This is a genomic window from Kribbella sp. CWNU-51, assembly GCF_054073265.1.
This window is the reverse complement of the sequence record NZ_JBSXMZ010000060.1, coordinates 40869-62963: the sequence shown is the minus strand read 5'-3', so window position 1 is coordinate 62963 and position 22095 is coordinate 40869. Positions and strand designations below refer to the sequence as shown.

The 22095-nt window shown below is 69.3% G+C and carries 27 protein-coding genes; 7 read left to right on the top strand and 20 right to left on the bottom strand.

What is annotated here, in order from left to right; genetic code table 11:
• Positions 1–8: 8 nt before the first annotated feature.
• Positions 9–686 carry a PhzF family phenazine biosynthesis protein gene (locus ACXC9Q_RS40970; RefSeq protein ID WP_457062367.1) on the bottom strand — a complete coding sequence of 226 codons (678 nt, stop codon included), beginning with the start codon at positions 684–686 and terminating at the stop codon, positions 9–11.
• 2 nt (positions 687–688) lie between these two features.
• Positions 689–883 (bottom strand): hypothetical protein, encoded by a 195-nt coding sequence (locus ACXC9Q_RS40965; protein WP_457062365.1) that lies wholly within the window; start codon positions 881–883, stop codon positions 689–691.
• 83 nt (positions 884–966) lie between these two features.
• Here ACXC9Q_RS40965 and ACXC9Q_RS40960 point away from each other — a divergent pair, with 83 nt between their 5' ends.
• Positions 967–1383, top strand: coding sequence for an SRPBCC family protein (locus tag ACXC9Q_RS40960; protein WP_457062364.1), 417 nt, complete (start codon positions 967–969; stop codon positions 1381–1383).
• Positions 1373–1921 (top strand): TetR/AcrR family transcriptional regulator, encoded by a 549-nt coding sequence (locus tag ACXC9Q_RS40955; RefSeq protein WP_457062362.1) that lies wholly within the window; start codon positions 1373–1375, stop codon positions 1919–1921. Before ACXC9Q_RS40960 ends, ACXC9Q_RS40955 begins: the two co-directional genes overlap by 11 nt.
• On the opposite strand, the gene ACXC9Q_RS40950 is transcribed toward ACXC9Q_RS40955, so the two are convergent.
• Both ACXC9Q_RS40950 and ACXC9Q_RS40945 read right to left on the bottom strand, forming a co-directional pair.
• Positions 1902–3071 carry a serpin family protein gene (locus ACXC9Q_RS40950; protein ID WP_457062360.1) on the bottom strand — a complete coding sequence of 390 codons (1170 nt, stop codon included), beginning with the start codon at positions 3069–3071 and terminating at the stop codon, positions 1902–1904. The genes ACXC9Q_RS40955 and ACXC9Q_RS40950 overlap by 20 nt on opposite strands.
• Before the next feature lie 23 nt (positions 3072–3094).
• Complete coding sequence (locus ACXC9Q_RS40945) at positions 3095–4150, bottom strand: serpin family protein (protein WP_457062359.1); 1056 nt, start codon at positions 4148–4150, stop codon at positions 3095–3097.
• Between the two features lie 33 nt (positions 4151–4183).
• On the opposite strand from ACXC9Q_RS40945, the gene ACXC9Q_RS40940 reads away from it, so the two are divergent.
• Positions 4184–4828 carry a flavin reductase family protein gene (locus tag ACXC9Q_RS40940; RefSeq protein ID WP_457062357.1) on the top strand — a complete coding sequence of 215 codons (645 nt, stop codon included), beginning with the start codon at positions 4184–4186 and terminating at the stop codon, positions 4826–4828.
• On the opposite strand, the gene ACXC9Q_RS40935 is transcribed toward ACXC9Q_RS40940, so the two are convergent.
• Entirely contained in the window at positions 4817–5722 is a 906-nt protein-coding gene (locus tag ACXC9Q_RS40935; RefSeq protein ID WP_457062356.1) for an EamA family transporter, read from the bottom strand. The two genes, ACXC9Q_RS40940 and ACXC9Q_RS40935, sit on opposite strands and share 12 nt — an antisense overlap.
• 73 nt (positions 5723–5795) lie before the next feature.
• Here ACXC9Q_RS40935 and ACXC9Q_RS40930 point away from each other — a divergent pair, with 73 nt between their 5' ends.
• Complete coding sequence (locus ACXC9Q_RS40930) at positions 5796–6704, top strand: LysR family transcriptional regulator (RefSeq protein WP_457062354.1); 909 nt, start codon at positions 5796–5798, stop codon at positions 6702–6704.
• 20 nt (positions 6705–6724) lie between these two features.
• Here ACXC9Q_RS40930 and ACXC9Q_RS40925 read toward each other — a convergent pair whose 3' ends face one another.
• Entirely contained in the window at positions 6725–7621 is an 897-nt protein-coding gene (locus tag ACXC9Q_RS40925) for a helix-turn-helix transcriptional regulator (protein ID WP_457062353.1), read from the bottom strand.
• A gap of 101 nt (positions 7622–7722) precedes the next feature.
• Between ACXC9Q_RS40925 and ACXC9Q_RS40920 the strand changes: the two genes are divergently transcribed.
• Positions 7723–9162, top strand: coding sequence for an MFS transporter (locus ACXC9Q_RS40920; protein ID WP_457062351.1), 1440 nt, complete (start codon positions 7723–7725; stop codon positions 9160–9162).
• Positions 9163–9173: 11 nt separating this feature from the next.
• Here ACXC9Q_RS40920 and ACXC9Q_RS40915 read toward each other — a convergent pair whose 3' ends face one another.
• Genes ACXC9Q_RS40915 through ACXC9Q_RS40905 form a run of 3 tightly spaced genes read right to left on the bottom strand, consistent with a single transcriptional unit; the run spans position 9174 to position 11703 of the window.
• Complete coding sequence (locus ACXC9Q_RS40915) at positions 9174–9947, bottom strand: pentapeptide repeat-containing protein (protein WP_457062349.1); 774 nt, start codon at positions 9945–9947, stop codon at positions 9174–9176.
• Complete coding sequence (gene prfB / locus ACXC9Q_RS40910) at positions 9931–11052, bottom strand: peptide chain release factor 2 (protein WP_329474408.1); 1122 nt, start codon at positions 11050–11052, stop codon at positions 9931–9933. The genes ACXC9Q_RS40915 and prfB overlap by 17 nt, the downstream gene beginning before the upstream one ends.
• 18 nt (positions 11053–11070) lie before the next feature.
• Positions 11071–11703, bottom strand: coding sequence for a TetR/AcrR family transcriptional regulator (locus tag ACXC9Q_RS40905; protein WP_457062347.1), 633 nt, complete (start codon positions 11701–11703; stop codon positions 11071–11073).
• A gap of 70 nt (positions 11704–11773) precedes the next feature.
• Here ACXC9Q_RS40905 and ACXC9Q_RS40900 point away from each other — a divergent pair, with 70 nt between their 5' ends.
• On the top strand, positions 11774–12577 hold the full coding sequence (locus tag ACXC9Q_RS40900; protein WP_457062346.1) for an SDR family oxidoreductase: 804 nt from the start codon (positions 11774–11776) through the stop codon (positions 12575–12577).
• Between the two features lie 30 nt (positions 12578–12607).
• Here ACXC9Q_RS40900 and ACXC9Q_RS40895 read toward each other — a convergent pair whose 3' ends face one another.
• From ACXC9Q_RS40895 to ACXC9Q_RS40850, 10 genes are all read right to left on the bottom strand, one after another.
• The gene (locus ACXC9Q_RS40895) at positions 12608–13006 is read right to left on the bottom strand and encodes a pilus assembly protein TadG-related protein (protein ID WP_457062344.1); all 399 of its coding nucleotides are present in this window, start codon (positions 13004–13006) and stop codon (positions 12608–12610) included.
• Between the two features lie 23 nt (positions 13007–13029).
• Positions 13030–13494 carry a hypothetical protein gene (locus tag ACXC9Q_RS40890; RefSeq protein ID WP_457062342.1) on the bottom strand — a complete coding sequence of 155 codons (465 nt, stop codon included), beginning with the start codon at positions 13492–13494 and terminating at the stop codon, positions 13030–13032.
• Entirely contained in the window at positions 13491–13916 is a 426-nt protein-coding gene (locus tag ACXC9Q_RS40885) for a TadE/TadG family type IV pilus assembly protein (protein ID WP_457062341.1), read from the bottom strand. The genes ACXC9Q_RS40890 and ACXC9Q_RS40885 overlap by 4 nt, the downstream gene beginning before the upstream one ends.
• Positions 13916–14113, bottom strand: a complete 198-nt coding sequence (locus ACXC9Q_RS40880; RefSeq protein ID WP_457062340.1) for a hypothetical protein — start codon at positions 14111–14113, stop codon at positions 13916–13918. The genes ACXC9Q_RS40885 and ACXC9Q_RS40880 overlap by 1 nt, the downstream gene beginning before the upstream one ends.
• A 14-nt stretch (positions 14114–14127) precedes the next feature.
• Positions 14128–15066 carry a type II secretion system F family protein gene (locus tag ACXC9Q_RS40875; RefSeq protein WP_457062339.1) on the bottom strand — a complete coding sequence of 313 codons (939 nt, stop codon included), beginning with the start codon at positions 15064–15066 and terminating at the stop codon, positions 14128–14130.
• Entirely contained in the window at positions 15063–15923 is an 861-nt protein-coding gene (locus ACXC9Q_RS40870; RefSeq protein WP_457062338.1) for a type II secretion system F family protein, read from the bottom strand. Before ACXC9Q_RS40870 ends, ACXC9Q_RS40875 begins: the two co-directional genes overlap by 4 nt.
• Positions 15923–17200: a CpaF family protein gene (locus tag ACXC9Q_RS40865; protein WP_457062336.1), complete on the bottom strand. Its 1278-nt coding sequence runs from the start codon at positions 17198–17200 to the stop codon at positions 15923–15925. Before ACXC9Q_RS40865 ends, ACXC9Q_RS40870 begins: the two co-directional genes overlap by 1 nt.
• 190 nt (positions 17201–17390) lie before the next feature.
• Positions 17391–18134, bottom strand: coding sequence for a GntR family transcriptional regulator (locus ACXC9Q_RS40860; protein WP_405071560.1), 744 nt, complete (start codon positions 18132–18134; stop codon positions 17391–17393).
• A gap of 53 nt (positions 18135–18187) precedes the next feature.
• Entirely contained in the window at positions 18188–18961 is a 774-nt protein-coding gene (locus ACXC9Q_RS40855) for a TIM barrel protein (RefSeq protein ID WP_457062334.1), read from the bottom strand.
• Positions 18958–19980 (bottom strand): Gfo/Idh/MocA family oxidoreductase, encoded by a 1023-nt coding sequence (locus ACXC9Q_RS40850; RefSeq protein WP_457062333.1) that lies wholly within the window; start codon positions 19978–19980, stop codon positions 18958–18960. The genes ACXC9Q_RS40855 and ACXC9Q_RS40850 overlap by 4 nt, the downstream gene beginning before the upstream one ends.
• Positions 19981–20077: 97 nt before the next feature.
• Between ACXC9Q_RS40850 and ACXC9Q_RS40845 the strand changes: the two genes are divergently transcribed.
• On the top strand, positions 20078–21025 hold the full coding sequence (locus ACXC9Q_RS40845) for a LacI family DNA-binding transcriptional regulator (RefSeq protein ID WP_457062331.1): 948 nt from the start codon (positions 20078–20080) through the stop codon (positions 21023–21025).
• 6 nt (positions 21026–21031) lie between these two features.
• Here the strand turns inward: ACXC9Q_RS40845 and ACXC9Q_RS40840 are convergent, their stop codons facing one another.
• A complete protein-coding gene (locus ACXC9Q_RS40840; protein WP_457062329.1) occupies positions 21032–22048 on the bottom strand; it encodes a LacI family DNA-binding transcriptional regulator in 1017 nt (338 codons plus the stop codon).
• Between the last annotated feature and the right edge of the window lie 47 nt (positions 22049–22095).

Sequence of the window (22095 nt, the reverse complement as noted above, 5' to 3'; positions counted from 1 at the left end):
CCGGGCGGTCAGATCGTGATGGTGCGCGGCTCGGTGGGGTGGACGTGGCCGCCTACGGTGGCGTGGGTGGGGGGATCGTAGGTGGTGTGGAGGTGGGAGCCGGCGCCTTGGACGACTAGGAGGTTGCGGGCCAGGTGGGCCGTCAGCTGGGTGACGGCGGAGCCGGTGGCTTCGTCTTCTTCGACACCCATGGCGGGGGCGAAGGCCCGGGCCCGGATGATGCCGTTGGGTTCGTCTTGCCAGGACCAGATGAAGGTGTGGCCGGCCGAGTAGGACGTGGGGGCGGCGGCGAGGACGTCCTCGGGGGTCGGCAGTTGGTGCCAGTCCCAGTCGCTGCCCCAACTGCTGTTGGCGCGGACTGAGATCAGGTCGCCGTCTCGCGTGACGGGGATGTCGCCTGCGGGGACGCGGAGGGTGCCGACGGAGTGGCCCTGGGATTGGAGCCACCAGGCGACGCCGACGGTGGGGTGGCCGGCGAAGGGCATTTCGGTGGTGCCGGAGAAGATCCGGATCGCGCCGGTTGCCGCGTCGTCGACGTACACGGTCTCACTGAAGCCCAGCGCGGCGGCGACCCGCTGCCGGTCGGCGGGCGGGACGAGGGCGCCGTCGACGATGCCGAGGGGGTTGCCGAACCGGCCGTCGGAGTCGGTGAAGACTCTGACGACCGCGACCTGAACTTTGGTCAAGTTCAGAAAACGGCGATCGCGGCAATGACGGCGATCAGGACCACAGCGGCACCGACGACGGCCAGGACGCGGCCGTTCAGCTTGGGTTCGGTGGTGGCCTCGGTCTGGCCCTCGTTGACGAAGGCGCGGAACATCTGCGTGTTCGCGCCCGGATCCTGCTCGTTCTGCACGTTCTGCGGGACGTTCTGGTCAGCCATGGCCCCAGACCCTACCTGGCAGCGGCGGAAGTGCCACGAGTGCCTATGGAACCCTGACGAAGACCTGATGTACCATTTGGTACATGCGCTTCGATCATTCCAGTACGATTCAGGCCCCACCCGAGCGGGTGTGGGAAGTGTTCAGCGACGTCGAGCGATGGCCCGACTGGACCCCGACGGTCGATTCGGTCGAGCGGCTCGACGCCGGCCGGATCCACATCGGCGCCAAGACCCGCATCCGCCAGCCGAAGCTTCCGGTCGCGATCTGGGAGGTGACGGAACTCAAAGAGGGCGAGTACTTCGAGTGGGTCTCCAAGGCCCCCGGCATCAAGACCACCGGCGTTCACCGGGTCACCAGTACGCCGGAAGGCACGGTGGCGACGGCGACGATCATCCAGGAAGGCCCGCTCGGTTGGCTGTTCGGCAGGCTGTACGCCGGTCTCACCAAGCGGTACATCGCCACCGAGACGGAGAAGCTGAAGCAGATCAGTGAGTCGTGAATCGCTGCTCTCCGATGCCGTTGAGCATTTTGCGAAGAACGGCATCGGAGACGCCAGCCTGCGGAGCATCGCCGGCTCGATCGGCACCAGCCACCGGATGCTGATCTACCACTTCGGGTCCCGGGAGGGACTGCTCGCCGAGGTGGTCCGCACCGTCGAGCAGCAACAACGCGACCTGCTTGCCACGCTCAGCCGGACCGACCGGCCGATCGCGGAGCAGGCCGACGAGTTCTGGCGCCGCGTCACCGAGGCGGCGTTGATCTACGGCCCGCTGTTCTTCGAACTGAGCGCCCACGCGATGCAGGATCTCCCGCACACCGAGGCACTCAAAGGCGACCTGATCAGCGTCTGGCTGCCACCGCTCATCGATTTGTGTGTCCGAGCGGGAATCCCGCCCGACGAGGCTCCGGCGTACGCGCGGCTCGGTCTGGCAGCCTCACGCGGCCTGCTGTTCGACCTGCTCCTCACCGGCGACCGCGTGGGCGTCGACGAGGCGTCCGCGCTGCTCAACCGGCTGTTCAGTCTCCCGGCACAGTAGGTGTCGCGACCCAGCCGGCCACGATCGGCAGGCGTGACTCCCGCAGTACGGCGGCGAACGCGAACGGCTGGTCCAGCGCGACCTCGAGCCGGCGCGCCTGCCGCGTCGGCATCGAGGTCCGCATCAGCGCCATCGACGTGACCGCCGCGGCCTCGAACCCGGTCGCATAGAACCGCGCGAGCACCTTCTGCTTGGCCTGCCCAACCGCGAGCGGCGTCGGACTGATCGCACTGAAGTGACCGTGCTCGCCCGGATCCGTGGTGACCGCGCTCAGCCCGAACAGCTCACGCAACGCCAGCAGATCGTGCTCCGCCTCGACGTTGAACGCGGGCAACGTCAGCTTCAGATCCTGCCGCAGCGCCGTGGTCTGCCCGACCTTCACCCCAGGCGCGAGCTGCGTGCCGGGCTGACCCTGGTCGATCAGCTGACTTCCCGGTACGCCGTCAGCCGGGCGAGCCGCGGCCCCGAGCAGACCCGCGAGTACGTCGGCCTGCCCACCCGGGCCGACTCCGAGCAGTACGTCGACATCCGCGTCGCCGCGCACCGTGATCACGGTCAGGTCGTCGTCGTAGCGCCGTACAGCGTCGAGGTCGTTGTCGACGCGCTCCAGCCAATGCCACGAGCCGCCGGACCACGGACCGTCGTACACACGCTTGATCTGCTCGGTGAACGGGCGGACCCAGGTGGTGCGCAGCGACAGGGCCGACGCGAGGACGAGCATGACGTCGGGGGTGATCTCGAGCGGCATCTCGCGGATCAGGTCGTTGGTGTGCTCCGCGGCCCAGGCGTCCAGCTTCGGCTTGTCGACCGCGGACTTCCCGGTGAGCATGCCGACCAGCGGAGCCGGCAGCACGCTGTCGAAGGACTCGGCGAGCTTGAGGTGCTCGCTCACCCACACGGCCAGCGCCGCATGCAGATCGGCCGACCCGTCGATCGCCTGCATCAACCCCAGCGCCTGCGCGGAACCCTGATCGGCGGGTAGACCGGCGGCTGCGGCGAGCTCGGCGCGGCCTGGTTCGTCGGCGGCCGTTGCCAGGATCGCGAGCAACGGCCACAGCCCGAGCCCGGACACGAGGGTGTTGCCCTCTGGGAGCTCGCGAGCCCAGCGGGTGGTGAGGTCGTTGACTGCGCGCACGACGTCGGCATCCATACCCTCCACCCTGCCACCTGTCGTCATGCACCGGCGATCCACCCGGCGACCACGGGGACGCCGGTCGGCCGATGGACCGCGATGAAGCCGAACGGTCCCTCCAAGGAGATGAGCAGGGCCTTGGCGCCTGGGGTTGGGGCGGATCCGGCGGCCATGGCCATTGCGGTGACGGCGGCTGCCTCGAAGCCGGTGGCGGAGAAGCGTGCCATGACGGCCTGCTTGGCCTGGTCGACGGCGAGGGGCTGCGGACTCAGCCCAGGGAAATGTCCTTGGCTGTTGTCCATCGCCGCTCGCAGACCGAACACCTCGGGATGCTCGAGCAGATCGTGCTCCGCGTCGACCTCGAAGTACGGCAGCGACAGGATCACGCTCGGCACCGGCGACATCGACTCGATCACCTCCAGAGCCGGCGCGGACCTTTCCCGAGCCAGCAACTCCGACCCACTCACCCCGTCCCCGGTCAGCTCGAGCGCAGCCGCGAGTACGGCGCCCCGACCGGCCTCACCCGCCACCAGGCGTACGTCGAACTCCCCGGTGCCGACGACCGTCACGACGGTGAGCAGACCGGCCGGACTCTCGAACACGCGAACCGTGTCGAGGTCATAGTCGGTCCGGCTCAACCAGCGACGCTCTCCGCGCGGGTACTCGACAAACGGCAACGCCCACTTGGTCCTCAAGGCCAACGCGGACGCCAGCACCAGGAGCACATCCGGGTTGAGCTCGATCGGCATCCGCCGTACCAGACCGTCGGTGTGCTCGACCACCCACGCGTCCAGCGCAGCCTGATCGGTCAACGTGCCCCGGACCTCCGGCGGCAGGAATCGATCCACACCCGGCTGCAACTCGATCTGCGGTCGCGTCCACAGGCCCAGGGCCATCCGGAGTTCGGGCGTCTGCAGGAGACCGCCGTACCGTCCACCGGCGGCTTCGGCGAGCTCGGTGCGCGCGGGGTCGTCGGCGAGCTCGGCGAGGAGCGCGAGGAGTGGCTGGACTCCGAGGCCGGAGACGACGGTGCTGCCCTCGCCGGGGAGGTTCTCGATCCAGCGTGCGGTCAGCCGGCTGACTTCGTGAGCGTCCACTCACACATCCTGGCGCACCAACGTTCCATCAGCGTGAAGCGAACCGTTGAACCCAAGGTCCTGTATTTCGGCACGCCGGTCGTGCTGATCAGCTCCCGCAACCCCGACGGCAGCACGAACCTCAGCCCGATGTCGTCGGCCTGGTGGCTCGGCTACACCGCGATGCTGGGCATGGGCACCAGCGCCCAGGCCGTCAAGAACCTCACCGAGCGGCCCGAGGTGGTCCTCAACCTGGTCGATCCGGACATGGTCGCCGCCCTCGACCGGATCGCGTTGCTCACCGGGTCGGAGCAGATGTCCGACGCCAAGCGCGCCCGCGGCTACCGCTTCGAGCCGGACAAGTTCGCGGCGGCCGGGCTGACTCGCGAACCGGGTGACCTGGTCGATGTCGACGCGGTCCAGGAGAGCCCGATCAACCTCGAGGGCCGGATCGTGAACATCCACGACATCGGCGGACCCGACTCTCACCTGTGTGCTCTGGAGATGAAGGTCGAGCGCGTGCACGTCCGCGAGGACCTGTTGATGAGCAACGACCGCTACATCGACCCGCTCCGCTGGGATCCGCTGATCATGAAGTTCACCGAGTACTTCGCCGGTGGTGCGCCGGCGTACGAGTCCTCGCTGGCCCGCGGCTGGCAGATGCCGCCGATGCGGCTGCCCGTCGGATCAGACAGCTGACTCCACCACGACCCGCTCGCCGGACTCCGCCGCGCGCGGGGTCCGGCGCCGGATCACCGTGCACGCCATCCCACCGATCACCAGGACCGCCGCGATCCCCTGCTGCAGGCCGACTGCCTCGCCGCGCAGCAGCCAGGCAGCCGCCATCCCGACGATCGGCACCAAGAGGGAGAACGGCGCCACGGTGCTGGCGTCGTACTGGCGCAGCAGATAGCCCCAAACGCCGAAGCCGAACAGGGTGGCAGCGAAGGCGACATAAGCGATCGCACCGACGCCGGTGAGCCTGATCCGGTGCAGCGCGTCCAGGTCCGCCTGCGCGCCCTCGGTGAGGAGGGACAACAGCAGCAGCGGTACGACGGCTACCGCGCTGACCCAGATCATGAAGCGCAACGTGTCCTGCGGCTTCGCATAGCGGGTGATCGTGTTGGAGACTCCCCAGAACGCGCCGGCCGCGATCACCAGCGCGAGTGCACCCAGCGGGGCGGACAGCCCGTGGTCGAGCATGATCAGGACCATTCCGAAGCAGGCGATCAGGATGCCGGCCATCTGCGCCAGACGCGGGCGTTCGCGCAGTACGACGATCGCGAACAGGACCGTGAAGATCACCTGGCACTGCAGCACCAGCGACGCCAAGCCGGCCGGGACGCCGTTCTTCATCGCGATGAAGAGCAGCCCGAACTTCGCCACCCCGAGCGCGAGGCCGACGCCGATCACGTACCGCCAGGCCACCCGTGGCTTGCCGAGCAGGAAGATCGCCGGGACGGCGGCGAAGAAGAACCGCAGCGCGGAGAACAGCAGCGGCGGGAAGTCTTCCAGCCCGACCTCGATGACGACGAAATTGACACCCCAGACGACAACGACGGCGAGCGCGAGCAGCAGGTCACGAGGCTTCATGCGATCCAGTCTGGGCGGGACTACACTTAAGGACCAGCACTGATTGCTATCGCCTTCGATGTAGGAGTGCTACATGATCGATCTCGGCAGGCTCCGCGCTCTGCACGCCGTCGCCCAGTACGGCTCGGTCAATCGCGCGGCCGAGGTGCTCGGGTACACACCGTCGGCGGTGTCGCAGCAGCTGGCCAAACTGGAGCGGGAGACGCGCACGACGCTGGTCGAGCGCCAGGGACGCGGGATCGTCCTGACCGATGCGGCGCGGGAGCTGGCAGCGACGGCATCGCGCATCCTCGAGCTGGTCGAGGATGCCGAGCTGACCCTGGAAGAGCAGCGCGGCCAGGCGATCGGCACGCTCAGCATCGCCGCGTTCCCGACCGCCGCCCGGGGATTGTTGCCGCCGGCCCTGGCACGGTTGATCGACGACAATCCGGGACTCGACGTCCGCGTCGTCGAGACCGATCCGTTCGAGGCCGTTGCCGCGGTCAACCGTGGCGAGATCCACGTCGCAGTCGTCCACGACTGGCACAACGCGCCGCTCGGTCTGCCGGAGGGCTTGTCGCGCGTGAAGCTCGGATCGGATCCCGCTGACGTGCTGATCCCCACGACGCATCGCCTGGCAGGCAAGGAGTTCGTCCGCGCGGAGGACCTGGTCGGCGAGCGGTGGATCTGCCAGCCGGCCGGGTCGATCTGCCACGAATGGCTGGTCCGGACGATGCGTCGCGCCGGCGTCGAGCCGAACGTCGCCTACTCGGTCGCGGAGTACCAGACCCAGCTGGCCATGCTTGCCCGCGGCATCGGTATCGGCCTGCTTCCCCGGCTCGGCCGCGGCCCGATCCCCGACGGTGTGGTCGTCGTACCGCTCCAGCCCGCCCCGAGCCGCCGCCTGTACGCCGTCTGGCGCACGACCACCGCCCGCCGCCCGGCGATCGCCGTCACCCTCCAGACCCTCAAGGCAGCCTGGCCGGACCGCGACACCGCCTGATCGGAACCACTCCGGCCCGCTCAGGTGGCGCCGGCGAGGGCTTGGAGCTTTGCTTCTGTGGCCTCGTCGGCGGGGGTGTAGACCGTCGCCCGGATCTGGCCGAGCTGCGACAGCCAGAGGTTGACCGGCTCGATCCGCAGTACGCCGGCCTTCGCATTCTCCAGCACCTTGATCCGGGTGCTCGGGGCAGCAACCTCGTACCGCTCCCACAGCTCCGCGAACAGCTTCGACCCCGCGAGCAGCCGCGCGACCAGGTCCTGCCAGGCCGGCTCGCCCACGTGGTCGGCCATCGCCGCCCGGAACCCCGCGACCATGTGCAGCTTCATCGACTCGGACTCCACGAAGCTGCACCGCCACTCGCTCGCCACGAACGTCACCCAGAGCATGTTGCGTTCCTCGACCGGGATCTCGCGCAGGTCCAGCACCACGCGGCAGTACGCCTCGTTGAACGCGAGGATGTCGTAGCGCGCGTTCAGGACCAGCGCCGGGTAGGGCGAGACCGCGTCGAGCGTCTTCTGGAGCGACGCTGGCAGCACCGCGCACTCACCCCGCGCCGGACCGAGCTGGAGCCCCGCCAAGGTGAACAGGTGATTGCGCTCCTGCCGGTCGAGCCGCAACGTGTTGGCCACCGCCTCCAGCACCTGTGCCGACACGTTGATGTCCCGCCCCTGCTCCAACCACGTGTACCAAGTGACGCCCACCCCCGCGAGCAGTGCCACCTCTTCCCGCCGCAACCCCGGCGTCCGCCGCCGCCCACCCGGCGTAAACCCGACCTCGTCCGGCTGAATCCGCTCCCGCCGGCTCCGCAGAAACACCCCGAGCTCCCGCCGCTGCTCCCCCTTGTCCACAGCAGGGCCCGCAGACACCCCCCGCATGACGCGAACAGAACTGTCGGTGGCGGCTGGAACAGTGGTCATGGCACCATCATGCGGGCAAGAGCATCCTGGTTCCAGGTGGTGGCAATACCAGGATAAACAGGCTCTTAGTACCCGGCTGCCGGCGGGCGCAGGGTGGAGGCATGACAGACCAGCTCCAAGCCGCCACCACCCCGGTCGCCGCCCGGCCGCGTGCCGCCGCGTCGCCGCTGGGGCCGGTGGCCTTGACCACCTTGCTCTTCGGCGCCTTCCTGCCGATGCTCTCCTTCTTCATCATCAACGTCGCCCTGCCGGCCATCGGCTCGGACCTGAGCGCGTCCTCCGGCGAGCTGCAGCTCGTCGTCGGCAGTTACGGCATCGCCAACGCGACTCTGCTGGTCGTCGGCGGTCGCCTCGGCGACGGTTTCGGCCGCAAGCGCCTGTTCCTGATCGGCCTGACCGGCTTCACCGTGATGTCACTGATCTGCGCCATCGCCCCGACCATCGGCGTACTCCTCGCGGCCCGCGTCGTCCAGGGCGCCACGGCCGCCGCCATGACCCCGCAGGTCCTCGCGTCGATCTCCAGCCTCCTCACCGGCGAACACCGCGCCCGCGCGATGGCCATGTTCGGTGTCGCGGGCGGTGCCGCGGCCGCACTCGGTCAGATCCTCGGCGGCGTACTGGTCGAGGCCAATGTCTTCGACCTCGGCTGGCGGGCAGTGTTCCTCGTCAACGTCCCGGTCGGCCTCCTGGCCGTCGTAGCCGCGATCCGGCTGCTGCCAGAGACCAAGGCCGACAAGGCCCAGCGCGTCGACCTCGTCGGCGCCGCACTGCTCGCGCTGACCCTGGTGCTACTGCTGCTGCCGCTCACCGAGGGCCGACCGCTCGACTGGCCACTCTGGACGTGGCTCTGCCTCGCCGCGACGATTCCGGCCGTGGTGGTGCTCGGCCTGCACCAGCACCGCTCGGAGCAGGCCGGCAAGTCCCCACTGATCCCGCCGACCGTCCTGCGGCTGCGCGCGATGCGGATCGGCCTCCTGCTGGCGGTGGCGTTCTTCACCACTTTCGGCGGCTTCATGTTCGTGTTCGCGCTCGCCACCCAGGGCGAGGCGCACATGTCCCCGCTGGAAGGCGGTCTGAGCCTGCTGCCGCTGGCGGTCGGGTTCCTGATCACCTCGATCTACGGCCCGCGTCTGCAGGTGCGGTACGGCGCCGGCCTGATCCTGCGCGGGTGGATCATCCAGGCCGTCGGCTACGCCCTGCTCGCACTCGTCGCCCTCACCATCTGGCCGGACGTGAACCCGTGGAAGCTCGCCGTACCGATGCTGGTCGCCGGCTTCGGCTCCGGCCTGGTCATGGTGCCGCTGATCGGCGTCGTGCTCGGTCAGGTCCCGGCGGCCCAGGCAGGCCTCGGCAGCGGCATCCTGCTCACCAGCCAGCAGACCTGTCTCGCCCTCGGCGCGGCCACGGTCGGTACGGCGTACCTGTCACTGGCAGGCACGTCATGGGGCCAGGGCGGAGCACTCGCCGCAGTGGCAATCGCCATCACCGCCATCTCCCTCCTCATGACCCCAGTCACCCACCAACTGCGCTCGCGCCCGTAAGGGATTGTCGGTCACCAGTGGGAAGGGCGGGTGAGGGACGGGGATAGCTTGGTGGTGCGGTCACCTCGGGCGGCGTTGACCTGGGACTGCGTGAGGAAGAGGGCGCCGGTCAGGTCGGCGCCGCGGAGGTCGGCGTCGCGAAGATCGGCGCCGATCAGGTCCGCCTGGCGAAGGTCCGCGTCACGCAGGTCGGCGGCGATCAGGTACGCACCGCGCAGGTTGGCCTTCGCGAGGTCGGCGCCACGGAGACGGGCGCCGATCAGGTCGGCGCCGCGGCGGTCCTTCTTCTTGGTCTGCTTGCCACGGACGAGCTGACTCGTCTTCAGCAGCAACTCGTTGACCGCGGCCCGCTCGGCGTCCACATCCACAGTGGTCAGGTCCGCCGTACGACTCACACCTTCAACCCGGTCGATCGCCGCGCGCACCTCGGTGTCGAAAGCCTTGTATTCAAGGGCTTCCGTGAGATACCACAGCAGCTCGTGCAGCTGGCGCAGGATCGGCAGGGCCGCGAACATCGCCTGCCCTGGCTGCTCCCGCCAGCTCGTGCCGGCGCGCCGGGAGATCTCCTGACCGGCGCCGAAGCAGTCGTAGACCGTGCAGCCCGGGAAGCCCTTGGAGCGCAGCTGGCTGTGAATGCCGCACCGGAAGTCGGTGGACAGATTCGGGCAGGCCTCGCCCGCGGGCTTGTCGATCGCGAAGTCCGCGGACCTGCTGAACGTCAGCGCGACGCAGCAGAGCCCGAAGCAGCTACTGCAATCCGCGCGGAGGTCAGTTGTGCTCGGCAACCGTTTGGCCGGTGCGGCGCCAGCGGATGCCGGCCTCGATGAAGTCGTCGATCTCGCCGTCGAAGACGCCGGAGGTGTTGCCGGACTCGTACTGCGTCCGCAGGTCCTTCACCATCTGGTACGGGTGCAGCACGTACGACCGCATCTGGTCGCCCCACGAGCCCTGCACGTCACCGCGCAGCGCGTCGATCTGGGCCCGCTCCTCGGCCTTCTTCAGCGCCAGCAGCTTCGCCTTCAGGATCACCATCGCGGAAGCCTTGTTCTGCAGCTGGGACTTCTCGTTCTGGCAGGAGACCACGGTGCCGGTCGGGATGTGGGTGATCCGGACCGCGGAGTCGGTCGTGTTGACGCTCTGACCACCCGGACCGGACGACCGGTACACGTCGATCCGCAGCTCTTCCTCGGGTACGTCGATCTCGTCGGTCTGCTCCAGCACCGGGACCACCTCGACCGCCGCGAACGACGTCTGCCGGCGACCCTGGTTGTCGAACGGCGAGATCCGGACCAGCCGGTGCGTACCCGACTCCACACTCAGCGTGCCGTACGCGTACGGCGCCTTGACCCCGAACGTGGTCGACTTGAGCCCGGCCTCTTCGGCGTACGACGTGTCGTAGACCTCGGTCGGGTAACCGTGCCGCTCGGCCCAGCGCAGGTACATCCGCTGCAGCATCTCGGCGAAGTCGGCCGCATCCACGCCGCCCGCGCCGGACCGGATCGTCACCAGCGCCTCGCGCTCGTCGTACTCACCGGACAGCAGCGTGCGGACCTCGAGGGACTGGATCGCCTTGCTCAGCGGACCGAGATCCTTCTCCGCCTCGGCCATGCTGTCGGAGTCGTTCTCCTCGCGGCCGAGCTCGATCAGTGCGCCGAGGTCGTCGAGGCGGCCGCGCAGCGTGGTCACCCGCTCGACATCGGACTGCAGGCTGGACAGCCGGGACGTCACCTTCTGGGCGTTCGCCTGGTCGTCCCACAGGTCGGGTGCCGCGACCGCCTCACCGAGCTCGGCGATCTCCTTGCGCAGGGAATCGAGATCGAGCACCTTCTCGATCGAGGTCAGCGTCGCGTCGAGCTGCTTGAGCTCCGCGTCAAAATCCAGTCCAGCCACAACCAAGCAGCGTACCCGCTAGGCGGTGGTCACCGGTAAACCGAGGCCATGCCGCAGGACGCCGAAGACATAGGCGACCGCCTTCTCGAGCTCAACCCGCACGTCTTCGAGGTCGGCCGCGGACGCCTTGTCGGGCAGTAGGCGCAGCAGTTCTTCTTCCAGGACCTTCAGCGCGCCCGCGAACTGAGCGGCGATCAGCCGATTCCGCAGATGCTCGGGGCGCCGCTCGTCGAGGGCGGCGGTCAGCAAGGTCTCGAGTTCCGCCGCGTTCAGGCGACGACGGGCCAGCAAGGCCGGGCTGTCCTCGATCGTGCGAACGAACTGCTTCCAGGTCGCCAGATGCCCGACCTCCAGCCGGTCCCGGATCCCGGCCAGATAGCTCGCCTCCAGCACATCCACCGGATCCGCGTCGGCCGGTGCCTCCCGGATCGCCCGCGCCGGACCGCGCCACCAGCCCTGCTCGTCGAAGAACAGGTCCTCCTTGGTCGGGAAGTGATTGAACACCGTCTGTACGGCGACATCCGCCGCGCGCGCCACCTCCGCCACGGTCACCGCATCGAAGCCGCGCTCCAGGAACAGCGTCGTCGCGACGTCCGAGATGACCTGCCGGGTCTGTCGCTTCTTCCGCTCCCGGCGCCCGCTCTCCTCCATTGCACCGAGGGTAGAGCATCTGCTTTACTTCATCCAATCTTGTAGTCACTACATCTTTGGAGCACATCCAATGACAATTCTTGTCACCGGCGGCCGCGGCAAGATCGCCCGCGCCGTCGCCACCGGCCTCGCCGCCGCCGGTCACGACGTCCGCGTCGCCTCCCGCGAACCCTCGACCCTGGGAGCTGCCGCGGTCAGCTATGACCCAGCCGACCCCGGTCCCGCGCTGCACGGCATCAGCCAGGTGTTCCTGTACTCCGATCCGTCCTCGGCGCCGGCCTTCGTCGCGGCCGCCGACGCCGCCGGTGTGAAGCAGGTGGTGATGCTCTCGTCGCTGTCCTCGCTGGGCGGTCCCGAGGACCCGCATGCAAGGACCGAACGCGTCATCGCCGGCGGGTCCTACGCGACCACCCGGCTGCAGCCCGGCGCGTTCATGAGCAACGCGACGTTCTGGTCACACCAGGTCCGCGCGACCGGGCAGATCCGGCTGCCGTACCTGGACGCCGAAGAGGCGCCGATCCACGAGCAGGACATCGCCGACGCCGCGCTCTGCGTCCTGCTCGACGGACCGGGCAACGGCCACGACGGCCGCGGCTACCCGCTCACCGGCCCGGAGTCCATGACCCGGCGGCACCAGATCGAGCTGATCACCCAGGTCACCGGGGTGCCGATCGAGGCTGTCGAGCTCACCCCCGACGAGGCCCGGGCCGAGCTGCAGCTGCGCGACCCCGGCCAGCGCGAGACGTTGCTCGCCTATTGGGCTTCCCAGGTCGGCAGGCCGCAGCCGATCGAGCCCGGCGTCGAACGACTGACCGGCCACCCGGCCCGCACCTTCACCACGTGGCTGAACGACAACCCAGGGCTCTTCGCCTGACCGAGCAAACCCACGGCATGATCCGCGGGCTCATCGGATCGGCACGACGGCGGCGGCTTCCGAGGCGATGCCGGAGGAGCCGGGCCAGCCGGGCGGCTCGAACGGGAGGTCGACGGACGACGTGAGCCGCACGGTCACCGTCGTACCGGCGACGTCCGCCGACCAGTCCAGGCCGTCGAATCTGTTGCTCGCGGCAACTTGATCCAGATACTCGGCGGTCAGCCGGCGCGCCTCGTCCGGGTCGAGCCCGGCGTTCCCGTCCGCGGCCGGCTGCGCGTAGATCGCCGCCAGCCCGTTGGCCGCCGCCAGCACCGCCCCGTCCGCGGTCGCGTCCAGGTCCCGGCGGACCAGGAACACCTTCGAGATATCGGTGACCACCACGATCATCAGGAGGATGATCGCGGTGAACCCGATGATCAGCACGGTCATCTGACCCTGTTCGTCCCGGCGCCTCATCCGTCGCCCTTGGCTTCGCGGTAGTCGCCGTACGGCTCGGTGTGCGAGGCGCTGATGTGGATCGCCGGAGGTTCACCGCCGAGGGCGTCCGGGATCAGTGGCAGGCGTACTTCGGTGTCGAGGGTGACCGTCACGGTCGAGCCGGACTCGAGGCAGGCGGGGTCGCAGGTGATCCGGAGCTGGTCAGGGCTCAGCTCCATTCCCTGGTCCTTCATCGCCAGGCGCGCCGCGTCGAACGCCCGCCCGCGAGCGTCGTCCTCCGACAACCCCGCCGGCACGATGATGAACGCCCGCCCGGCCGCCCGGGTTGCCGCGGTCGCGCCGTACGAGGCGCGCTGTACGTCGAAGACCGCCAGCATCACGTACACCAACGGAACCATCAGCAGGATCGCCAGCCAGGAGAACTCCACCACCGCGCTACCGCGCTCGTCACGTCGGCCGAAGATCCACCAGGTGCTCATTCGCCGGTCTCCTTCACGGCGTGCCCTTCGACGCTGAAGTCGATCCCGGGACCCCACAGACCGAGCGGTGGCATGTGCGCCTTGACCACGACCAGCACTCCCGGCTGCCCGTCGACGTCGGTCTCCTCGGCGGACACCGAGTCGATCAACTGGTCCCGCACCACGCCGCCGACCAGATCCCGCGTCCGCGATTCACCGTCGGCGGGCACCCGGTTGAGTACGGCCGCATAGTGCGCGCCCTCCGATGCCGCGGCCGTCGCCGTGTTGCGCACGTACAGGTACAACCCGACCTGCAGGATCCCTAAGAACAAAGGGACTACGAGCATCGAGACCAGCACGAAATCCACCACCGCCGACCCGCGCTCGTCGCGTGACCGCGGCGCAGACCGGCCCGCGGCCGAGCGGAGGTGGGCGGAACGCATCACTTGTTGCCGACGGAGTCCAACGCGTCTTGGAGCATTCGCTGCAACTGCGTGCCGGCGAGCTGCCAGATCGCGACGACCAGACCGGCCGTCATCACCGTGATGAGCACCCAGCCGGGGACATCGCCGCGTTCCCTGCGGGCCTCACGTGGCTTCGGCAGCACCGCCAGGAACAGTCTGGTCAGGAGTAGGGACATGAGTTCTCCTCAGTTCATCCGGCGATCAGCCGGATTCCGACAGCGCCTGGATAGAAGGCGAACGCGATGGTCACCGGCAGGACCAGAAAGATCACCGGGACCATCATGGCTACCTCGCGGCGTGCGCCGGACTCGATCAGCTCGCGCCGCCCCGCCTCACGAATGTCACCGGCCTGCGCCCGCAGGACGTCGGCCAGCGGGGTGCCGCGTTCGAGCGCCACCGCCAGCCCGTCCGCGAACCGCGAGAGCGCCAGCAGACCGGTGCGATCCGCCAACGCGTCCAGCGCGCGGACCAGCGTCTCCCCCGCCCTGGTCTCGGCCAGGACACGTTTCAGTTCGTCGGCCAGCTCACCCCGGCACGATCGCGCGACCCGGTCGAGGGCCCCGGCCGGACCCTCACCGGCGGCCACCGACAACGCGAGCAACTCGGCCACGGTCGGCAGCTCGACGAGCAGCCGGCGCTCGCGACGCCGTACCTGCGAGGTGAGATAGGTGTCTCGGGCAAGCACTCCGAGGACACCGAGCAGAGTGCAGAACGCCAGCATCCCGATCGGGTTGCCGGTGCCGAGCGACAGCGCGACGACCGAGACGACCAGCGCGCCGCCGAACGCGACGGTCCCCCACAGCAACTGCTCGATCCGGAATTCCTCGACCGTCCGCTCCACCCCGGCCCGCGCCAACCGTCGGCGGATCGAGTTCGCCCCGCCGAGCAGGCGCTCCAGCCGCTGCGCACCCGATCGCAGCGATGGCCCGAACAACCGCAGGATCGCGTGGAACGGCGAACCCGAGTTCACCACCCCCACGAACACCTCGGGCCCACCGAGATCACGCAGGTACGGCGAGATCCGCTCGTCGGCCGTCGGCCTCCGCAAGAACGGCAACCGCCGTACGACGATCAGCAGGCCGGCGCCGAACAGCGCTCCGACGAGGCCGCCCATCAGCAACGGACTCATCGCAACACCCGCTCGGGCTCGGGCAGGCGGCCGATCCGCAGCATCAACCGATACGCGACCACACACACGACCGCGCCCGCACCGATGATCAACGCACCCATCGCGGAGTTGTAGCGCTGGATCACATCGCCCTGGAAGGACAGCAACGCCAGCACCAGCCAGGGCGCGGCCACCGCGACGCGGGCGCCGTTGACCGACCACGACTGTCGCGATTCGAGCTCGGACCTGGTCCGGGCATCGTCGCGCAGGAACGACGACAGCGACCGAAGCAACCGCCCGAGATCCCCACCGCCCACCTCGCGCGCGATCCGCAACGCCTCGACCACGCGATCGCCGACCGGGTCCGCGAGCCGTGCCTTCAACCGGTCCAGCGACTCCGCGAACCGGCCCGTCGACGCGTAGTCCGCTCCGAACCGCCGGAACGGTTCGCGCAACGGCAACGGCCCCCGCTCACCCACCTGAGCCAACGCCTCGGACAGCGACAGTCCGGCCCGCACCGCCGACGCGATGTTGTCCACGACATCCGGCCACAGCTCACGGAACTCGGCCAGCCGCTTCCGCGCCCGGCTCCGCACCAAAGCGATCGGCATCCCGCCGGCCATCAGCCCGAACACCACACCGACCGGCCAGGCTCTCGACACCACGAGCATCAGCAGGAACCCGACCAGTCCAGTGATCACACACGCGCCGATGAACGCGGCCGGCGTCACGCCTTCGATCCCCGCGCTCGCGAGCAACTCCCGGCTCCGGCCGATCAACCGCCCGTCCGTGGCCGGCTGGGGATCCCTCGGCGTTACGAACGTCGCGATGATCAGCAGCAAGCCGATCCCGAAGAACAACCCCAGCAGGAGCCCCATCAGCCGACACCTCGCGGCAACTCGGTCAGCAGCCCGGCCAGGTTGTACCCGGCCTGCAGGAACCGCTCGGGATGCGGCAGATGCCCTTCGGCCCGGCGGAGATGCCCGTCGACCGTGCCGAACAGCGTCTCGGTCTCGATCGCCTGCTCCTCGATCCGCCCGCTGACACCCACGATCTCCCGCACCCGCCGCTGCCCGTCCGCCCCGATCCCGAGGTGTATGACGAGATCCACGCAGCCGGCCACCGTCGGCAGCACGAACCGGGATCCGATGTTCTCTCCCGCGAGCAACGGCAGCGTGCACATCTTCGTCAGCGCCTCGCGCGCCGAGTTCGCATGGATCGTGCACATGCCGGGGAGGCCGCTGTTCAGCGCCAGGAGCAGATCCAGGCACTCCTCCCCGCGCACCTCGCCGACGATCAGCCGCGACGGCCGCATCCGCAGCGACTCCTTGACCAGGTCGCGCAGCCGCACCTCGCCGGTGCCCTCCAGACCTGCCTGCCGGGTCTGCATCGACACCCAGTCGGGGATCGGCAGCTTGATCTCGAAGACCTCCTCGCAGCTGATCACCCGCTCGCTGCCAGGGATCGAGCCGGCCAAGGCGTTCAGCATCGTGGTCTTACCGGCCTGCGTGCCGCCGGAGACGAGGACGTTGAGACCGACCGCGACCGCGGCCTCCAGCACCGCACCCGCGTGCGGTGTCAGCGAGCCGAGCGCGACCAGATCGCTCAGCCGGGTGGCGCGGACGGTGAACTTGCGGATGTTGATCGCCGCATACCGCTGGGTGATGCCGCCGAGCACGATGTGCACGCGGCTCCCGTCCGGCAGCCGGGCGTCCGTGAACGGCTGGGACACGTCGATCCGCCGGCCGGTGGTCTTGAGCATCCGCTCGACCAGATCGCTGACCTCCTCCTCGGTCAGCACGGTCGTGGTCAGCTCGTGCCGGCCCTCGCGGGCGATGAACACCCGGCTCGGCTCGTTGATCCAGATCTCTTCGACGGTCGGGTCGTCCAGGAACCGCTGCAACGGGCCGAAGCCCGCGACCCGGTCGTGCACCTCCCGGCTGACCGCCTCCAGGTCACCGATCGGCGGCACCACACCGGTCAGGCTGCGCTCGTCGTACTCGCGGACGACGGTGGCGACGATCGCGTTCACCGCACCCGGATCACGGAGCGGATCGATGCCCTCCCGGCGCACCACATCGCGCACCTGGGCGTCGATCAGCTCGACCGCGCCGTCCCAGCCCGACCGGCGCGCGGCGAGTCTGTCGGCTGTCATCGGTCTCCCCGTGTGTGTCCCGTCTGGCGACCACGCGGTCACCATGCGCGACCATCCTTTCAACGGTGGGGCACCCCGCGCCACTCGCATCCGGCGCCCTGTGGACAACCGTGACACGCGAGGGGCTCACTGACCGTATCCATCGCGTCACGACGAGGTCCAGAAGATTGCAGCTTGTTGCAATCCCGCCTCAGCGGTGGACGAGCGTGTGTTCGAAGGAGTAGCGGCTGGCGCGGTAGAGGTGGGAGCCGTACTCGACCGGCTGGCCGTGGTCGTCGTACGTGATCCGGGTGGTCGCCAGGAGTGGTGCGCCGGGCTCCTCGGACAGGAGCCGGGCCTGCTCGAGTGAGGCGGGGATGGCGGAGATGGTCTGGTGCGCCACCTTCAGCCGCACCCCTTCGGCCCGCAGCAATTGGTAGAGACCCCGCTCGGCCAGCGTGGCCGGGTCCGTCTCCAGGAGGTCAGGCGGCAGCCAGTTCCGCATCAGCGCGAGCGGCTCGCCGTCCGCCCGCCGCAGCCGCTCCAGCCGGAGCACTCGGTCGCCCTCCTCACACTGCAGCGCCGCAGCGACCTCCGCAGTGGCCGGAGCGACACCGAAGCGCAGTACGTCGGTCTCCGGCTTCCGGTGCGCTGCCGCCAGGTCGTCGTACAGGCTAGTGAGCTCAAGAGAGCGCCGTACTTGGCCGGAGTTCCCCACTACCTGGGTGCCGACGCCGCGTTTGCGCACGAGCAGACCCTGGTCGACCAGGCGGGCGATCGCCTGCCGGACCGTCGGCCGGCTCAGCCCGTACGCCTCCGCCAGGTCCACCTCGTTGCTCAGCCGGGATCCGACCGGCAGTTCACCGCCCTGGATCGCCGCCTCGAGTTGCAGCGCCAACTGCACGTGCAACGGCGTTCGGCTGTTCCGATCGACCCGGACCTGGACGGTACTCATGCGCACATCCTGAAGCCTCGGCCCGATTCCGTCGACCCACCACCCGGATTTGATCAGATGGCTTCCTTTGTGAACGCGTCCCGGAAACGGCGCAGCGCGAGATCGGTGTCGGCCGACGCGAACGCTTCCAGCCCGACCGTGCCGTCATAGCCGAGCTCCCGCAGGGCTGCGGCGATCATGGGGTAGTTGATCTCCCCGGTCCCCGGCTCACAGCGGGTCGGTACGTCGGCCACCTGGATCTCACCGAGGTACGGGAACGCCTTGCGGATCAGCTCGATCAGGTTCCCCTCGCCGATCTGCGCCTGGTACAGATCGAGCATCAGTCGCAGGTGCGGATGCCCGACCGCCTCGACCAGCGCGAGCGTGTCGGCCGCCTTCCCGAACGGCACGCCGGGATGGTTGACCTCGGTGTTGAGGTTCTCCAGCACGAACATCACGCCGTACCGCTCCCCGAGCTTCGCCAGCCGCTCCAGCGTGCGCGCGGCCGTCAGCCACATCGCGCCGGTGACCTCGTACGTCGGTGTCACCGGCAACCCATCGAGCCTGAGCTCGGTGCCGTGCAGGTTGAGGCGCGGGCAGCCGAGCTCCAGGGCGACATGGACGGACTGCTCGGCGGTCACCAGCAGCCGATCCTGATCGTGGGTCAGCGAGCCACCGATGTACCCGGTCATCGACGAGAACACCGCTCCCGTCTTCTTCAGCGCGGCGATGTCCTTGGACATCCAGGTCCAGATCTCGACGTCGAAACCGGCGGCGTCGATCCGCTCCACCCGTTCGGCGAAGGGCAGGTCGACGAACATCAACTCAGCACAGACAGCCAGCCTCATCGGAGCTCCTCGATGCGCACCGCACGGTTCTCCTGGTAGGACGCCATCGCGGCCAGCGCGACCCGCAACGCGTTGCGTGCGTCGTGGCCGGTGACCGGCGGTACGCCGTCGCCGCGCACGACGCCGGCGAACTCCGCGAGCTCCCGCACGTAGGCGTCGTGGAACATTTCCTCGTCACTGCGGAATGTCTGCTGCTGCAGGCCGCTCGCGCCGTAAAGCACCAGCGGACTGCTCGGCAGGCCCCCGGCCATCACCATGCCCTTGCTCCCGAACACCTCGCCGCGGACGTCGTAGCCGTAGAGCGCGGAGAAGTTCGCCTCCGCGGTCGCGATCGCGCCGTTGTCGAAGGTGATCACCACGACCGCGGTGTCGAGCAGCCCGTCCTCCTTGTACTGCGGGGCCACCAGCGCATCCGCCTTCGTGAAGACCTCGACCGGCCGGGCCCCGGGGTTGAGCCAGAGCAGTGTGTCGAAGTCGTGGATCAGGGTCTCTCGAAAGATCGTCCACGGCGGGATGCCGGCCCGCAGACCAGCCGGTCCGCCGGGGTCCCGGGTGATCGAGCGCATCAGCTGCGGCGTACCGATCAAGCCGTCCACGACAGCCTGGTGGGCCGCGGCAAAGTCCTTGGCGAACCGTCGGTTGAAGCCGACCTGCAAGGGGACGCCGGCGGCATCGGTCGCGGCGATCGCCTGGTCGATCTCCTCGAGCGTCAGCGAGGCCGGCTTCTCACACCAGACCGGCTTCCCGGCCGCGGCTGCGCGTTGGATCAGGTCCAGGTGAGCGGCGGCGATCGAGGTGATCACCACGCCGTCGACGTCCTTCAGCAGGCTGTCCACGTCCTGGGCCTCGGTGCCGTACCGCGCCGCGAGCTGCTGCGCCGCCTCCGGTCTGGCGTCGGCGACCGCGGCCAACTCGGCGCCGGGCACGTCCCGCGCGATGTTGCCGGCATGCATGGTGCCGATCCGGCCGGCTCCGATCAGCCCGAGCCGTACGACCGGCAGGCCGTGGTCTGTGCGCATCGGCAACCCCTTCGCGAGCAGGGACTAGAGCGCTCTAGTCATCGCTAGGGAACAATGCTTTGATGGTCCCGGTCAAGACCCTGGGAGAATCGGCGAGATGAATCACCGACCGACGATGGAGGACGTCGCGGCCCGCGCCGGCGTGTCCCGCGCCCTGGTCTCGATCGTCTACCGCGACGTGCCGGGGGCGAGCGACGAGACCCGGGCCCGGGTGTTCGCGGCCGGCGACGAGCTCGGGTACCGCCCCGACCACCGGGCCCGACTGCTCGGGCGGCAGCGCACGCGGCTGATCGGCGTGGCCTTCGACGTTCGCCAGCCCTTCCACGGCGACCTGGTCGAGGCGCTCTACCCGGCGGCCGAGGCGCTCGGCTACGACCTCACGTTGAGCGCGGTCACCGGTTCCCGTCGGGAGGCGGTCGCGATCCAGTCCTTGCTGGACTACCGCTGTGAATCGCTCGTGCTGCTTGCTCCCACCGCGCCGCCGTCCGCGCTGGCCGCACTTGCCGAAGCTCAGCCGGCGGTCGTGATCGCCCGCAAAGTACGGGCCGCCGGCGTTCACGTCGTACGCACTGACGACGCGGCCGGATCTCGCCTGGCCGTGGAGCACCTGTTGTCACTCGGCCACACCCGAATCGCCCATGTCGACGGTGCCCGTGCTCCCGGCGCGGCCGAACGTCGGACCGGCTACACCCGGGCGATGCGCCGCGCCGGGCTCGAACCACTCGTCATCCCCGGCGGCCCGACCGAGTCGGCCGGTGCGACAGCCGCCCGCGAGCTGCCGTCCGGGGTCACGGCCGTTGCCGCCTTCAACGATGCCTGCGGCATCGGCCTCCTGCACGCCCTGCGGGGCCGGGACGTTTCGATCATCGGGTACGACGACTCGACGCCGTCGCGCCTGGATCACATCCAGCTGACGACCATCGCCCAGAACGCCGATCGACTCGCGGCGGCCGGACTCGGCCTCGCCATCTGCGAGGACGGCCCGCCACAAGAGGTCATCACCGACCCGGACCTGGTCGTGCGGGCGACCACCAGGTCGCGCTAGACCAGATCATCCGGGCAGGTTGTACGGCGTAATCGGCTGGAGGTTGCTGGGCGGCGTACGGACTGCGGGGAGCAGGTGGTGGGCCTGCAGGAGGTGCTGGCAGGCGTGGTGAAGGTCGGTCGGGAGATCGTGGTGCAGGACCACGGAGAGCGCACCCGCTCGGAGGAGTGAGAGGTTGTCGGCGTCGAGGTCGTGGGCGACGAAGCAGCGGTACTCACGGCCCAGGTCTGCGAACGCCTGGACGATGGCGCGGTTGCCGCCGCCGATGGAGTAGACCGCGTTGATCGCCGGATCGGCGGTGAGCGCGGCCAGGGCCTGTCCGTGGATGGTGGTGTCGAGGCCATCGGTCTCGGCGAGTTCCACCACCGCGCGGCCCGGTGCCAGCCGGCGCAGGGTGGAGCGGAAGCCCATCTCGCGTTCCTCTTCACCACGGAACGACCCACGGCTCAGCGTGACGAGCACAGTGCCGGGCTCCGCGCCCAGCCATTGCGTGAGGAAGTACGCCGCTGTCGCACCGGCGGACCGGTTGTCGATGCCGACGTACGCGAGGCGCTGACTGCTGGGCAGATCGGTGACCAGGGTGACGACCGGGATGCCGGCGGCGACGAGGCGATCGACGGCTTCGACGACCTCGGGCTCGTCCGGCGCCTTGAGGATCACGCCCTGCGAACCGCGTTTCCGCAGCTTGTCCAGGGTCGCGACGACGTCCGCGGCGGAGGCGGTTTCACTCAGGTCGAATCGGGCCCGCAGCACCGCCGGGCGCAGACCGGGCAGCGCCGCTTCCAGGGCGGCACGGACCGATCCGGAGAACCGGGTCGGGGCCTGCATGACCAGGTCGATCACCAGCGTGCGACCACCGAGCCGGATCTGGGCGGCTTGCCGGTCGAGGTCGTGCACGGCCTGGTCGACCTGGCGGCGCGCGCGGGCGCTGACGCCGGCCCGGCCGTTCAGCACCCGATCGACGGTCGTCTCGCTCAGACCGGCCTGGACCGCGATGTCGCGGACCCGATGCTCGCGTCCCATCGTCGCGCTCCGGTCCGAATGACGGGTTTTTGGTGGATTCAGGGGAT